Source organism: Paenibacillus sp. SEL3 (genome assembly GCF_054602585.1).
Window position 1 is genome coordinate 4,609,489 of record NZ_CM137725.1, and the last position, 14,134, is coordinate 4,623,622.

General features: G+C 45.1%; 13 protein-coding genes and 1 pseudogene. 11 read left to right on the forward strand and 3 right to left on the reverse strand.

Annotation, left to right across the window (positions count from 1 at the left end):
* The first annotated feature begins 2 nt into the window (after positions 1 to 2).
* The 3 genes from tsaB to tsaD are packed head-to-tail and all read left to right on the forward strand — an operon-like array spanning position 3 to position 2,433.
* Entirely contained in the window at positions 3 to 839 is an 837-nt protein-coding gene (gene tsaB, locus ACYCS5_RS21215; protein ID WP_340884694.1) for a tRNA (adenosine(37)-N6)-threonylcarbamoyltransferase complex dimerization subunit type 1 TsaB, read from the forward strand.
* A gap of 17 nt (positions 840 to 856) precedes the next feature.
* Entirely contained in the window at positions 857 to 1,372 is a 516-nt protein-coding gene (gene rimI, locus ACYCS5_RS21220) for a ribosomal protein S18-alanine N-acetyltransferase (RefSeq protein WP_029516243.1), read from the forward strand.
* The gene (gene tsaD, locus ACYCS5_RS21225; RefSeq protein WP_208332462.1) at positions 1,369 to 2,433 is read left to right on the forward strand and encodes a tRNA (adenosine(37)-N6)-threonylcarbamoyltransferase complex transferase subunit TsaD; all 1,065 of its coding nucleotides are present in this window, start codon (positions 1,369 to 1,371) and stop codon (positions 2,431 to 2,433) included. The genes rimI and tsaD overlap by 4 nt, the downstream gene beginning before the upstream one ends.
* Positions 2,434 to 2,980: 547 nt before the next feature.
* Here the strand turns inward: tsaD and ACYCS5_RS21230 are convergent.
* A complete protein-coding gene (locus ACYCS5_RS21230; RefSeq protein ID WP_340887070.1) occupies positions 2,981 to 4,945 on the reverse strand; it encodes an ABC-F family ATP-binding cassette domain-containing protein in 1,965 nt (654 codons plus the stop codon).
* A gap of 270 nt (positions 4,946 to 5,215) precedes the next feature.
* On the opposite strand from ACYCS5_RS21230, the gene ACYCS5_RS21235 reads away from it, so the two are divergent.
* The 7 genes from ACYCS5_RS21235 (at position 5,216) to groL (ending at position 10,575) form a co-directional block, all read left to right on the forward strand.
* Positions 5,216 to 5,869: a 5-formyltetrahydrofolate cyclo-ligase gene (locus ACYCS5_RS21235; protein ID WP_322251311.1), complete on the forward strand. Its 654-nt coding sequence runs from the start codon at positions 5,216 to 5,218 to the stop codon at positions 5,867 to 5,869.
* A 38-nt stretch (positions 5,870 to 5,907) separates the two neighbouring features.
* Positions 5,908 to 6,396 (forward strand): cyclic pyranopterin monophosphate synthase MoaC, encoded by a 489-nt coding sequence (moaC, locus tag ACYCS5_RS21240; RefSeq protein ID WP_029516247.1) that lies wholly within the window; start codon positions 5,908 to 5,910, stop codon positions 6,394 to 6,396.
* Between the two features lie 114 nt (positions 6,397 to 6,510).
* Positions 6,511 to 6,993, forward strand: a complete 483-nt coding sequence (locus ACYCS5_RS21245; RefSeq protein WP_013309212.1) for a MogA/MoaB family molybdenum cofactor biosynthesis protein — start codon at positions 6,511 to 6,513, stop codon at positions 6,991 to 6,993.
* A gap of 104 nt (positions 6,994 to 7,097) precedes the next feature.
* The gene (locus ACYCS5_RS21250; RefSeq protein ID WP_039269589.1) at positions 7,098 to 7,355 is read left to right on the forward strand and encodes a twin-arginine translocase TatA/TatE family subunit; all 258 of its coding nucleotides are present in this window, start codon (positions 7,098 to 7,100) and stop codon (positions 7,353 to 7,355) included.
* 109 nt (positions 7,356 to 7,464) lie between these two features.
* Positions 7,465 to 8,232: a twin-arginine translocase subunit TatC gene (tatC, locus tag ACYCS5_RS21255; RefSeq protein WP_069011109.1), complete on the forward strand. Its 768-nt coding sequence runs from the start codon at positions 7,465 to 7,467 to the stop codon at positions 8,230 to 8,232.
* A gap of 359 nt (positions 8,233 to 8,591) precedes the next feature.
* The gene (gene groES / locus ACYCS5_RS21260; protein WP_007429271.1) at positions 8,592 to 8,873 is read left to right on the forward strand and encodes a co-chaperone GroES; all 282 of its coding nucleotides are present in this window, start codon (positions 8,592 to 8,594) and stop codon (positions 8,871 to 8,873) included.
* A gap of 73 nt (positions 8,874 to 8,946) precedes the next feature.
* A complete protein-coding gene (gene groL / locus ACYCS5_RS21265; protein ID WP_013309215.1) occupies positions 8,947 to 10,575 on the forward strand; it encodes a chaperonin GroEL in 1,629 nt (542 codons plus the stop codon).
* Between the two features lie 98 nt (positions 10,576 to 10,673).
* On the opposite strand, the pseudogene ACYCS5_RS21270 reads toward groL, so the two are convergent.
* Both ACYCS5_RS21270 and ACYCS5_RS21275 read right to left on the reverse strand, forming a co-directional pair.
* Positions 10,674 to 11,261, reverse strand: a pseudogene (locus ACYCS5_RS21270) (site-specific integrase); the annotation flags it as partial.
* 200 nt (positions 11,262 to 11,461) lie between these two features.
* Positions 11,462 to 12,262 (reverse strand): Cof-type HAD-IIB family hydrolase, encoded by an 801-nt coding sequence (locus tag ACYCS5_RS21275; RefSeq protein WP_165144873.1) that lies wholly within the window; start codon positions 12,260 to 12,262, stop codon positions 11,462 to 11,464.
* Positions 12,263 to 13,213: 951 nt separating this feature from the next.
* On the opposite strand from ACYCS5_RS21275, the gene ACYCS5_RS21280 reads away from it, so the two are divergent.
* Positions 13,214 to 14,095: an AraC family transcriptional regulator gene (locus ACYCS5_RS21280; RefSeq protein ID WP_029516309.1), complete on the forward strand. Its 882-nt coding sequence runs from the start codon at positions 13,214 to 13,216 to the stop codon at positions 14,093 to 14,095.
* Positions 14,096 to 14,134: the final 39 nt, after the last annotated feature.

A 14,134-nucleotide genomic window follows, 5' to 3' on the forward strand; every position in this document is an offset into this window, starting at 1 on the left:
CCATGCAAAGAGAGCATACAGATGTGAATGTAAAGCCGCGTGAGCGGTTTTTGACGTTAGATACAGCGACGACCGTGATGGCGGCCGCTCTGATGAACGGAAGAGAATTGCTGGGAGAAAGCAACGTCTATGGCGAACGTAATCACTCCGTGCATGTGATTACCGAGCTGGAACGACTGCTGACTGAAGAAGAGCTGACACGAGATGATGTAGATGGTATTGCAGTTGGTGTTGGACCGGGGTCTTATACCGGTATCCGGATTGCGGTGACTGCAGCCAAAACACTCGCTTGGGCCTGGGGTATCCCGGTGACGTCCATATCGACTTTGCACGCTTTGGCGTGGGGTGGTTGGAATCGCGGCATCGAGATGAAGGGACAAGAAGATAAAAATGAGTCTGTGAATAACGGTTCGTCCGGAGCGCAGGCAGCAGACTGGATTGTGCCTGTGCTGGATGCGCGCCGTGGTCAGGTTTACACGGGGCTGTTCGCCGTGAATACAGTTGACGACGTCGAGAGTCCGCAACGGCTGGAGCCAGATGCAATTCGCTTAATGACTGCTTGGACCGATGACCTGCTGCAACGGCTGGAGGCTTTGCCCTCTGAAGAGCGTCCTCCAGTCATTTGGCTAGTCGGTGAAACGACGGTTCACGCCGAAACAGCTGAGCGTCTGCGTGCTTGGAGCGAGCTTCGTATTGTACCTTATGAGCTGGAAGGAAGATGGGTTGGCCGCCTTGGGGCGGATAAGCTGCTTCGTCAGGAACATGACGAGCTACATACGCTGGTTCCTAATTATACCCAGCTGGCGGAGGCGGAAGCCAATCTGCTTCGTCAGCGCTGAAGAGAGCGGTGAACAACATGGCAAAGAACATACAGAGGGAAGAGAAACTTGAGTTTCGCTTGATGCAACTGGATGATATTCCCGATGTGCTGGAGATTGAGCATGAAGCGTTCACGCTACCGTGGACGGAGGAAGCATTCCGCAATGAGCTGACGATGAATCATTTCGCTAAATATATGATTATGGAACTAGACGGACAAGCCATTGGTTACGCAGGCATGTGGACGATTATGGATGAGGCCCATATTACGAATATTGCGATTCGTGAGGCTTATCGCGGACGCAAGCTTGGAGACAAGCTGTTGAATGAGCTGATGCAGACCGCCTCTTATTTAGGGATGGAACGTATGACGCTAGAGGTGCGGGTAACGAACCGGATCGCTCAGGGCTTGTATGAGAAAAAAGGCTTTAAGCCCGCGGGTGTGCGCAAAGGCTATTATTCGGATAATAACGAGGATGCCGTGATCATGTGGGCGGATCTTCCCGCGCATGGGGCATCCGGTGAACAGGAAGGAAGCGTGCAGAAGCAATGACGCAAGAGGAAAAAGCAGGTACAGGCTCCGCCTCCAGCGAGCCTTGCTATATACTGGCAGTGGAAACGAGCTGTGATGAAACGGCTGTTTCTGTCGTGAAAAATGGCACAGAGGTGCTCTCGAATCTGATTTCCAGTCAGATTGAAACACACAAAGCCTTTGGTGGTGTTGTACCAGAGGTGGCTTCACGCAAACATGTAGAGAGCATCACCTATATGCTGGACGAGGCCATGCAAACATCGGGAATTACCCCTCGTGAGATTTCGGCGGTTGCCGTGACACAAGGACCAGGACTGGTTGGCGCATTGCTGGTTGGTATTGTCGCCGCTAAGAGTGCTGCTTTGGCATTCGGCAAGCCGTTAATCGGGACGCATCATATCGCGGGACATATTTATGCCAATCAGTTGGAGCATGATATCGTATATCCGTGCATTGCTCTCGTTGTGTCAGGAGGACATACAGAGCTAGTGCTGATGGAGTCCGAAGGTCATTTTCAACTCATTGGTCGTACAAGGGATGATGCGGTTGGGGAAGCCTACGACAAAGTAGCGAGAGCCATTGGATTTCCGTATCCCGGCGGTCCGCATGTGGATCGTGTGGCTCATGAATCGGAGGAAGTGGTTACTTTGCCGCGTGCATGGCTGGAGCCAGATTCTTATGACTTTAGCTTTAGTGGTTTGAAATCGGCGGTGCTGAATGTAATTAACCAGACGAAAATGCGCGGAGAAACCGTTCATGTCGGAGCGATCGCAAGAGGTTTTCAAGAGTCGGTCGTCGAGGTGCTGGTGGAAAAGGCGATTCGTGCCATGCGTGAATACGGTGCGAAGCAGCTCCTGCTTTGTGGCGGTGTGGCTGCTAATCGCGGACTGCGTACAGCATTGCGGGAGCGCTGTGAGCGCGAAGGAATCGAGCTGCTTGTACCATCAATGAAATATTGCACAGATAATGCAGCGATGATCGGCGCTGCGGCCTACGCCAAATGGAAGCGCGGGGAATTTACCTCATTGGATATGAAGGCTGATCCAGGGCTGTCTCTGGAAGAATGGTCTGTCCAAACTTAATTGAAGAAGAATGAGCAAGACATGGCACAGTTGAGCCGTGTCTTTTTTGTTCCGCACCATAACGATCATAAAAATATAAATTCAAGAGGATAAAATACAGGAGTTTGAGCAAAAGAATGGCAGCATCTCATTCCCTCACATGATTCGTCACAATGGTTCACGATTTTTCATAATCCATCAAAAAAATCTGGAATTTTGATATTGCCCGAATAATGATGTGATTTGTCAAGTTGTGAACAAAGTTATCCACATATACCGTTTCAAATGTGGATAACCCAGCCCGAAGCAAGCAGGCTAAGACTTTTTGGAGATAGCAAGTTGGGGGATATGTAACACCTTTAGTTCTTGTGAAATCTGTGGATAATGTGGATAAAAGGGTGGATAAATTTGGTTTTCATTTGAAAGTGGCTTTTTATCAATAAAAAAATGGCCCAAAAGGCCATTTTTCAATCTCACTCATACACATAAGTTGTGGATAATCTTGTGTACAAAAAAATAGAAGAGGAAAATGTGAAATTTTTAAGGCTAATATTTTATGCAGTAGTGTCTATTCTTCTAACAGCTCTTCCCAAGAGGCATAGGTTTCAGTCAATTCCTGTTTATGGGTGTCGAGCTGTGCCTGAATATTCTGAAGCGCTGTGTAATCCTGATAAATCTCAGGTAGGGTCATTTGTTCCTCCAGCCCTAAAATTTGTTCTTCCAGCGTTTTGATCTGGTTTTCCAATGCCTCCAGCTTGCGTTGACGGCTACGTTCCTCGCTTTTGGCTTGTTTGTCTGCAGCATAGGTGGCGGCGCGTGATTTGGATGTGGTCTCGTCTGTCACGGATGCAGAGGTAGCCGATGTTTTGCCGCGTGCGGCCTGATTTGCCTCCAAAGCTTCCTGTGCAATTTCCTCCAATTCCTGCTTTTTGGCTACATAGTCATCATAATTCCCCAGGAAATGTTCTATCCCTCCAGGATGAAGCTCGATGACACGTTCCGCCATTTTGTTCAGGAAATAACGGTCATGGGAAATGAACAACAGTGTACCGTCATAGTCCATCAAAGCCGCTTCCAGCACTTCCTTGCTAAACAGATCCAGATGGTTGGTAGGCTCATCGAGAATTAATACGTTGGCTTCGCGCAGCATGAGCTTGGCCAGAGATACGCGGGCTTTTTCCCCTCCGCTTAATGAAGCTACCTTCTTCAGTACATCGTCACCGCTAAACAGGAAATTACCCAGCACTGTACGAATACGTGCTTCTTCCATATGAGGATACTCGCTCCACAACTCCTCCAGTACGGTATTGGCAGGGTTCAGGTTCGTCTGCTCCTGGTCATACAGACCGATTTTGATTTTCGTGCCCCAGTGGATGGAGCCCGCAGCAGGTTTAAGTGATCCGGTCAGACATTTGAGCAACGTCGATTTTCCGATCCCGTTCGGACCAATCAGTGCCACGGTATCTCCACGTTTTAAGTCGAACGATGCGTGCTGGAATAAAGGCTTTTTCCCTTCATATCCCACAGAGAGGTCACGGACCTCCAGTACTTCCTTACCTGACATATGGGCTGTTTCAAAGGAAAAATGAGCCTTTTTCAAGTCTCCCATGGGTCGATCCATACGCTCCATTTTATCTAACTGCTTGCGCCGACTTTGAGCGCGTTTGGTCGTGGAAGCCCGCACAATATTACGTTGTACGAATGCTTCTAAACGGGCAATTTCTCCTTGCTGCTTTTCGTAATGCTTAAGATTCGTTTCGTACTCGGCAGCCTTCAGCTCCATGTAGCGGCTGTAGTTGCCTGTATATCGGGTAGAACGATGGCGTTCGATTTCAATAATCGTCGTTACCAGTCGGTCCAGGAAATAACGGTCATGTGATACGACCAGCAGAGAACCGGAGTAGCCGCGCAAATAGTCCTCTAACCAGGTCAGTGTTTGAATATCCAGATAGTTGGTAGGCTCATCGAGCATAAGGACATCTGGTGCGAGCAGTAGGATGCGCGCTAGCGCAAGCCGAGTTTTCTGTCCTCCGCTCAGAGTAGCTACAGGCGTCTCAGGTGCAAATGAGCCAAAGCCCATACCGTGCAGCACGCTGCGAATACGGGTCTCCATTTCATAACCACCGTGATCCTTGAACCAGTCTGAACGACGTGCATAGCGTTCCAGCAGATCTGCGTAGCGTTTTTCGTTTTGAGCATTGGCCAGGTCAGCGATGTCCTGTTCCATTTGCCGCAGTTCCCGTTCCGCTTCAATCAGCGGAGTGAACACCAGCATCATTTCCCCCCAGATAGAACGATCAGAATTCAAGCCGCTGTTTTGCGCCAGATAACCGATGCTGGTCTCCTTCGCCTTGAAAATTTGTCCACTGTCATAGGATATTTCACCAGCAATGATTTTGAGCAGGGTCGATTTGCCTGCCCCGTTTACACCTACGAGTCCAATACGTTCACGTTCTAATATTTGAAGGTTAATCCCGTTCAGAACGGGCTCAATTCCATAAGATTTAGTAATTCCGGTTACTTGCAATAGCATAGCGTATCGTTCCTCCATTACATTTTGCACAGTTCTACCTGCTTTTTTCGCAGGTACCTTCCTTCCAGTTTACATGAAATTACCCACTATTGCACTGCTTTCACCCTGTAAACCCTTGAGCCGCGTGTAGTCAATTTGTATAAACAATGATAAACTTAAGCGAGAAGTGAAAAAGAATGAAAAAAACTTGCAACGTACAGCACTTACTGACAAATGGGACAATAGCAACGTTTTAAAGATTATCGACGATTGTCCGGGAGGGCGGATGTGATGGATGTCTGTAATGTGAAGAACGCGCTGCGTTTACAGCAACGGGAGGCGCGTGACTCCATGGACCCGCTGACAAGGCAGAAGGCATCGGCTGTGGCCTGTCGGCATGCAATCGAGGCATGGGAGCAGCTTAGAATAGACAGAAACGGAGATAAGCTAACCTTATTTAGTTATCTCTCTTTTGGCAGCGAGATTTCGACGACTCCCCTCATTGAGCATTGCTGGTCACAGGGAGATCGTGTCCTGGCCCCAAGAGTGGATTCGGTAACTCGGACGATGGAGCTGAGGGAGATGGATCAGAACGGAGATATTGTACCCGGCATCTGGAACATCCCTGAGCCTGCTTTGACATGCAAGGAATGGTCGCCTGAAATGTGGACGGGAATTGATTGGGTTGTTGTGCCTGGCTTGGCCTTTGATCGTCGTGGGGGCAGGATTGGCTACGGCGGAGGCTATTATGACCGCTTTACCGTACAGGTAGAGGCAGAGAAGCGTAACAACAGCCATGTAGGTCCGCTGTATGTCTCGCTGCTACTGCCGGGACAATTGCTGACACAGGTGCCCATGGAGCCAAGGGATTTGCGAGTGGACGTGCTGTTTACTCTGGATGGACGCTTAGATTGTGATTATGCAAAATTGACAAATGATGATTGAAGTAAAGTTGGGTATGTGAAAGGAGCTGTGAGGGAGTCGTGGATTCCTTTACTCATTTTAACGAACAGGGACGTGCTCGTATGGTAGATATTTCGGGTAAAACGTCTACGGTTCGTACAGCAGTTGCCGTGACTCAGATTACGATGAATCCGGCTACATTGACGGCTGTAAAAGAAGGAAGAATCGGCAAGGGTGATGTTCTTGCTGTGGCCCAGGTCGCAGGGATTCAAGGCGCGAAAAAAACGTCAGACTGGATACCGATGTGTCATCCACTGGCTCTGACAGGCGTGAACATTACTTTTTCCGATAATGGACATGATGTGCTTCATATTGAAGTTGAAGTGAAGACCGAAGGTAAGACAGGTGTAGAAATGGAAGCTTTGACAGCGGCTTCAGCCGCAGCGTTAACCGTGTATGATATGTGCAAGGCGCTGCAAAAAGATATGATCATCGGCCCTACCATGCTGCAATCCAAAACAGGTGGCAAGCATGGGGATTTTCAACGGGAGGACCACCGGGAACCTTGACATAGATAAACATTGTCGCCGAGAGGGTACTGTGATGTGATGCAGGATGCAGCGTGGCTGTTTCTGATTTTCAGAAGAGAAAGTATTCTTTCATGATAGGAGAAGGGTGATCTTATGGTGTGGAAAACGGCGATCCTAACAGCCAGTGATAAAGGGGCAAGGGGAGAGCGTGAGGATACAAGCGCACAGGTCATCCGGGAACTCATCGAAGAAGAACTGGGCGGAGAGATTGTGGAATACCGGATCGTTCCCGATGAACCGGATGAAATTATTGCAGCTTTAATCGAAATGACCGATTATTTTCATGCAGACCTGGTACTAACTACGGGCGGGACTGAGCTGGCCATTCGTGATGTGACACCCGAGGCGACTCGGCGGGTCGTGGAACGGGAAGTGCCGGGTATGGCAGAGGCCATGAGAATGATCGTGATGCAGAAAAATCCAGCGGCTATGCTATTCCGTGGAATCGTGGGAATACGCGGACGTACACTGATCGTCAATTTGCCAGGAACGCCCAAAGGCGTGCATGAAAATTTGGCGGCGATAATGGACCAGCTTCCAGAAGCGTTGCTTATGGTGACAGGTCAGTTCCGGTAGAAGGCAGCACATCGTGTGTGGTATGATACCTATAAGAATTTATAAGGCCGTAAAACGGACAAAGATTCTTATTTTGTTCGTCAACATAAGGAGGATTACTACACATGCCCAATATTGGAGCACCGGGTTATATTTTGTTAATTATTCTGGCGCTGCTGCTATTTGGTCCGAACAAGCTGCCTGAGCTGGGTCGAGCTGTAGGGCGTACATTCCGTGAGTTTAAAAACGGGGCACGCGATATTTTATCAGAAGATGAACGGACTGAGCGTAAAGACAGCAAAGATAGTGTGGTCAAAGCATCACAAACGACGTCTTCAGAAGTTCAACCTCAGCCTCAGTCTGAGGATAAACGCTTGTCATAGATTTAGTGATCGATTCTTGATCTTGTACTAAACAAAAGCCTCTTCTTCAGTGAAGGGCTTTATTTTTTAGGAGGCGCTGCTGCGTTCCGTTCAGAAAGGAGGAGTGGATTTGACCCCATCAGAGCATGAAATGCCGTTAATGGAACATCTGGGTGAGCTTCGCCGCAGAATAATTTATGTGCTAATTGTATTTGTATTGGCACTGGCTGGTGGTCTGTTCGCGGCGGGTTCTGTCTATGACTGGCTTATTCGCTCCGGTTCGGCGCAAGCTTTTCAGTTAAACGCGTTTTCCTTTTGGGACGGGATTGGTATCTACATGAAGATTGCCATGATCATCGGGATTGCGGTGGCGCTACCGTTTGCATGCTACCAACTGTGGAAATTTGTCAGCCCGGGATTAAGGCCGCAAGAACGAAGTGCGACTTTGCGGTATGTGCCTTATGTGCTGCTTTTATTCATCATTGGGACAGCTTTTGCTTATTTCATTATTTTCCCGATGGCGATTCAGTTTACATCGTCTGTCACCAAAAGTATGGGATTACAGGAAACGTACGGGATCGCACAATATTTCACCTTTATGTTTAATATTGTACTGCCTGTAGCGCTACTGTTTGAGCTCCCCCTGCTTATCATGTTTCTGACGGGGATTCATGTTTTAACACCAATGCGGCTTCGCAAATGGCGGAAGATTTCTTATTTTCTGCTGGTGTTTGTCGCGGTTGTCATTACCCCGCCGGATTTTATTTCCGATTTTTTGGTGGCGATTCCGTTGCTGGTGTTATATGAAGTGAGCGTGTACTTGTCTTCGGTCGTGTACCGCAAGCAACTGCGTGCACAGGAGGAACGTGAGGCTCAATTGCGTGTAGCTTCAGAATAATAAGGCAGGACTTGAATGGCTCAGTAAATAATTTATTCGGGTCGCGCTTCATGGCAACTTGCAGATGATGAATAGCATTTGTATATCATGACTATGTACAGAGCATGAACAGTAGCGGCTTAGTCCCCTGAAAAATAACCATTAGCCTTGAGTTAACGGTTATTTTTCAGATAGATGGATATAATCGGGAAGGGCTGTCCATAAAAATTCCCATAAAAAATACATTAGGGACTTGAAATTCAATCCCAAGTTGAGTATCATAAAGTTGGTTGTTAGCACTGACGACTGTCGAGTGCTAATACATACAACATAACAACCAAATTACAGGATAAAACACTTAATAAGGAGGCTATTTTTTCATGATCAAACCTTTGGGTGAACGCGTATTGGTGGAAGCAATTGAGCAAGAGACAACGACTTCCTTCGGGATCGTACTTCCTGACTCTGCCAAGGAAAAGCCGCAAGAAGGCAAAATTATCGCGGTTGGCGCAGGCGCATTGAAAGACGGTGCCCGTATTCCTCTGGAAGTAAAAGAAGGCGACCGTGTCATTTTCTCTAAATACGCTGGAACGGAAATCAAATATGAAGGTAAAGAATATTTGATTATGAAAGAAAGCGATATCCACGCGATCATCGGTTAACCGGAACCCGGACAAGACCTGAATATAGGAATTGAAACAAATCATTCATAATCCATAGGGAGGTTTATCACAAATGGCTAAAGATATTAAATTCAGTGAAGACGCTCGTCGCTCTATGCTGCGCGGGGTTGACGCATTGGCTAACGCTGTTAAAGTAACACTCGGACCGAAAGGCCGTAACGTTGTACTGGAGAAAAAATTCGGTAGCCCGCTCATCACTAATGACGGTGTAACGATTGCAAAAGAAATCGAGCTGGAAGACGCGTTCGAAAACATGGGCGCTCAACTGGTTAAAGAAGTAGCGACCAAAACGAACGATGTAGCTGGTGATGGTACGACTACTGCTACTGTTTTGGCTCAAGCCCTCATCACAGAAGGCCTGAAAAACGTAACTGCTGGCGCTAGCCCAATCGGTATCCGTAAAGGGATCGACAAAGCGGTTAAAGCGGCTGTTGCTGAACTGCAAGCCATCTCCAAACCAATCGAAAGCAAACAATCCATTGCTCAAGTAGCTGGTATTTCCGCTGCTGATGACGAAGTAGGCGAACTGATCGCTGAAGCTATGGAAAAAGTGGGCAAAGACGGTGTAATCACGGTTGAAGAATCCCGCGGGTTTGCAACAGAGCTGGAAGTGGTTGAAGGTATGCAATTTGACCGTGGCTACATTTCCCCGTACATGATTACAGATACGGACAAAATGGAAGCTGTACTGGACAATCCGTATATCCTGATCACAGACAAAAAAATCACAAACACACAAGAAATCCTGCCATTGCTTGAAAAAATTGTACAACAAGGCAAGCCACTCGTTCTGATCGCTGAAGACATCGAAGGCGAAGCGCTGGCTATGCTGGTTGTTAACAAACTGCGTGGTACATTCAACGCTGTAGCTGTTAAAGCTCCAGGCTTTGGTGACCGTCGTAAAGCAATGTTGCAAGATATCGCTGCCCTGACAGGCGGTCAAGTGATCACGGAAGAACTGGGTCTGGACCTGAAAACAGCTTCCGTAGACCAACTGGGTACAGCACGTCAAGTGCGTATCACAAAAGAAAATACGATTGTGGTTGACGGTGCTGGAAACAAAGCCGACATCGACGCTCGTGTTAGCCAAATCCGTACGCAACTGGAAGAAACCACTTCCGAGTTCGACAAAGAGAAACTGCAAGAGCGTCTGGCTAAATTGTCCGGCGGCGTAGCAGTCATCAAAGTCGGTGCGGCTACTGAAACAGAATTGAAAGAACGCAAACTGCGCATCGAAGATGCTCTGAACGCAACCCGTGCTGCGGTTGAAGAAGGTATCGTATCCGGTGGTGGTGTAGCGCTCCTGAACGTATACAAAGCAGTTGCAGCTGTTGAACTGCAAGGCGACGAGCAAACAGGCGTGAACATCGTGTTGCGCGCTCTGGAAGCTCCAATCCGCACCATTGCTGCTAACGCAGGTGAAGAAGGCTCTGTAATCGTTGAGCGTCTGAAACGCGAAGAAGTTGGCGTAGGCTTTAACGCAGCTACTGGCGACTGGGTAAACATGATCGACGCTGGTATCGTTGACCCTGCGAAAGTAACTCGTTATGCATTGCAAAACGCTGCTTCCGTAGCGGCAATGTTCCTGACTACTGAAGCGGTTATCGCTGACAAGCCAGAACCAGAAAAGGCTGCAATGCCTGACATGGGCGGCATGGGTGGAATGGGCGGCATGATGTAATTAGGGCCTCAAAACCCTGTAATACCGCTATTTAAAGGGCTCCCGAGAGGGAGCCTTTTTCTATAAAATCACATAAAAATCACATTCTCTGCAACGAGTCAGATTTGAAGGATGTCTGAGAAGTGATTTTTAATCTTCGCATTGGCATTTTTCTTCATTTTCTCCGTAACGTGTGTATAGACTTTCAATGTCGTTTTTGCGTCATCATGACCAACTCGCTTCATGATTGTTTTGATATCAACTTCAGCTTCAGTCAGCATCGATATGTGAGTGTGCCGAAAAATGTGAGGAGTAGCTTTCTTTTTAATTGAGGTTTTCTTGAGAATACGTTCCATACGGATTAATATATTTTTTTGAATGAGTGGGTAGCCGTTCTTGTGGGCAAAAACAAAGTTGTTTTCATGATAATCATCAAATAATTTCTTGCATTCAAGTCTGAAAGCTTGTTGTTTAACAATGTGTCTTTGGAGCAAATTCATAACGTTATCAATTATATTAAATTTACGAATAGATCCTGTAGATTTGGGTGGAGTTAGAATGTATTTACGCATATTATTATCAGGATTGTAAAGTGTCTTGGTTATTCGTAACTCATTTAATTCAAAGTTAAAGTCCGTATCTTTTAAAGCACAGAGTTCCCCAGATCGTATCCCTGAAAAGGCAAGCAAGTGAAAGATTTCAATGTCATCAGCTTGTTCAAGATGAAGGATGCTATATTCAACGAATATTTCTAAATACTTATTAACTGTAAATTGACGTTTTGCTTCGCTAATAATGCATTGCTATTAATTTGATACGATATGCTGATCATTTTCATGAGCGGGGCAATCACACCATTGCCCCCTCTTTTACATAATGCAATACCAGTTGACAGACAAGGAAAGGATCACTGCAAATCCAGTATTTTTTGAATCGTGAGAAGAACACCATTTTCTTCGTTTGACTTAGTAATGAAGTTTGCTGCCTTTTTAGTATTTTCACAAGCATTACTCACTGCAAAACTGTATTTCGCAATTGCCATGAGTTCCACATCATTCTCGCCGTCACCAAATGACATTGTTTCCTCGTATGTGACGCCCAACATTTCTTGCAGTTTCTTTACTGTCTCACCTTTATGCGTATGCAATGCCGTGATATCCAGCCATCTAGCTTCTGAATCAACAATATAAATTTTCCCACCCAACGTATTCTCAACATGCGCTCTTAATGCTGTACTTCGTCCCTCCGTGTCGAAGACCGTAATTTTGATAAAACAGCTATCTATGTTTGCAAAGGAGTCTGTTTTTAATACACGTTCATAGGAGCCTTTAACAACGTTATACATGTCTTCTGAAATGGAAGAATGAACGTACGCAGCATCACTAGCACATACAATAAGTGTCATATTGTTGTCGAAGTCTTGAATTTGATCAATTGCCTGTAGAGCTAGATCTCGATCAATACTAAACTCTTTAACCACTTGGCCATCTTTTTTAATTCGAGCAGCACTGTCACCCAATATCCAAACTCCCTTGCCATGTTCGTCAAACAATTTTTCAACACGTTCACATTGTTTACCTGTACATGCGACAAATGTGACTTCTTTTTGCTGCATCTCTGCATAAACTTTTTTGAAAAGTTCGACATCGTACAAACTTTTATTGTTCAGAAATGTTCCGTCTAGATCAGTGACTACAAGTTTAATCATACTTATTACCCTCCTGTTTTTTGTTTGTCTTGTTTATCCTTCTGATTGCAATGATCGACGTATTTCACTTGCATGTTTTCCACCAGAATTTGAACTTTTGCGAATATACAATTGCGCTAATGATAAAATACGAACCCATCAAAACGCACGTGGTCAATATATCCACCTAATATTCCCATCAAATTCGCCTCCTGTGAAATTCATAAAACTCTTTTTTTAAATACTTTATAATGGACATTTAAAATGTCTTTAAAAAAATTCAAAACGAGTTGGTCACATGCTTATCTATGATCTCTCGCTACAAAACAAGATTAAAATATGTAACTGGTTTCATGTCAATAAATTAATTTCAGTACATTTTTCCAAGTTACCAAGCCACAATTATGATATGTGATCGTTAAAATGCCAGCTGTTTAGGAAGAGGTATTTTAGAGAATATTAAATTTCAGAAATATCATTGCTACTTCCTATGCCTCAATATACAATAGAAGGAAATTGTTGATGAGGCCGATATGTGATGAATATTTCGTTATTTGAATCACAAAAAATCACATAAAAAATCACAATCTCGGGAATATGAATGAATATAGGCAAATGAAATTTTCTGAACAGGGAACAAACCATGTTATAAAATAAGAGTTAAGTTCAAAAACGTTTATAGGCGAAAATTAATCCAGTTTTTTCACTTCATTACGCTCTAAAATGAAAGCGTTGACATGTGTTTCAACCCACTATATACTTAGCTTAATTAAATGAATAGCACTAGGATTGTTACTGTTACGCAGGCAAAACCTAAGGAACAAAATGTTAAGATCCAAGGATCTTATGTATTTTGTTATACTTAGGTTTTTTTGTTTATAGAGAGAGGGAGGTTAAATACAAGTGGTTTCGGCACTCTGCTGAAGCCATTTTCTTCTATTTATGAGGTCACATCTGAGAGGAGCGATAAACTTGGAATACAAATATGAGCTGGTCCAGGCAGATAATCATTTTCCGTTAAAAATTATAGTTCATTCCTCCAATGAACCAGCATACATACCTGGGCATTGGCACGATAGCATCGAAATATCCTATGTACTTTCAGGAAGAATTGACCATATCTATATTGATGGTGCGAGCTATAGCTCCAAAGAAGGAGATATTGTGCTCATTAATTCGAATGCTATTCATTCCTTTTCTGTGGCTAAGGGAAAAGGAAGAGAGGCCATAACCGTTCTGATTCCTTCTGAATTTATTAGAGCAAATGTCAACGGCAGTAACCCCATTTCATTTGACTGTATATCCATTTTCGAAACTAACGAGCAGAGATTACAGCATTTTGCGGAGCTGCGTGATTTGCTAAACACCTTATTTGTGGCTTATCTCAATCAGCATAATGATTCTTTAGCACATATCCATTTAACATCGCTATCTTATAAACTGGTGTATCTGTTATTAATGCATTTTAAAATGGACAATGAATCTATCCCCGGCTTTAACTCTGATAAATATTTGGAGCGGCTGACGCTGATAACCAATTATATCAAAGAGAATTACGATCAAAGCTTATCCCTGGATTCCATAGCCCAGGTTTTTGGACTATCTCCCGAATATTTGTCCCGTTTTTTTGTGAAGCATGTAGGGATGACTCTATTTCAATATATCAATGCCATCCGTCTGGAGAGATCTTATCGTGTTCTTATGAATACGGATCATTCCATCATACAAATTGCGTTGGAGCACGGTTTTCCGAACGAGAAGTCTTTTGCCAGGGTATTTAAGAAGGTTTTCCAGGCAACACCGCATCAATATCGAAAAGAGAACAAGAGGTATTCTGGAGCAAGGAGTCAGTAATTGACCTGAATTAGGCTAATAAAAGACAGGATGCAAATT

Bases quoted from the DNA above. Each gene is read 5' to 3' on its own strand.
- ACYCS5_RS21235 (WP_322251311.1), top strand. From the start codon at position 5,216: ATGGATGTCTGTAATGTGAAGAACGCGCTGCGTTTACAGCAACGGGAG.
- groES (WP_007429271.1), top strand. From the start codon at position 8,592: ATGATCAAACCTTTGGGTGAACGCGTATTGGTGGAAGCAATTGAGCAA.
- groL (WP_013309215.1), top strand. From the start codon at position 8,947: ATGGCTAAAGATATTAAATTCAGTGAAGACGCTCGTCGCTCTATGCTG.
- ACYCS5_RS21250 (WP_039269589.1), top strand. From the start codon at position 7,098: ATGCCCAATATTGGAGCACCGGGTTATATTTTGTTAATTATTCTGGCG.
- ACYCS5_RS21275 (WP_165144873.1), bottom strand. From the start codon at position 12,262: ATGATTAAACTTGTAGTCACTGATCTAGACGGAACATTTCTGAACAAT.
- rimI (WP_029516243.1), top strand. From the start codon at position 857: ATGGCAAAGAACATACAGAGGGAAGAGAAACTTGAGTTTCGCTTGATG.
- ACYCS5_RS21245 (WP_013309212.1), top strand. From the start codon at position 6,511: ATGGTGTGGAAAACGGCGATCCTAACAGCCAGTGATAAAGGGGCAAGG.
- ACYCS5_RS21230 (WP_340887070.1), bottom strand. From the start codon at position 4,945: ATGCTATTGCAAGTAACCGGAATTACTAAATCTTATGGAATTGAGCCC.
- tsaD (WP_208332462.1), top strand. From the start codon at position 1,369: ATGACGCAAGAGGAAAAAGCAGGTACAGGCTCCGCCTCCAGCGAGCCT.
- tsaB (WP_340884694.1), top strand. From the start codon at position 3: ATGCAAAGAGAGCATACAGATGTGAATGTAAAGCCGCGTGAGCGGTTT.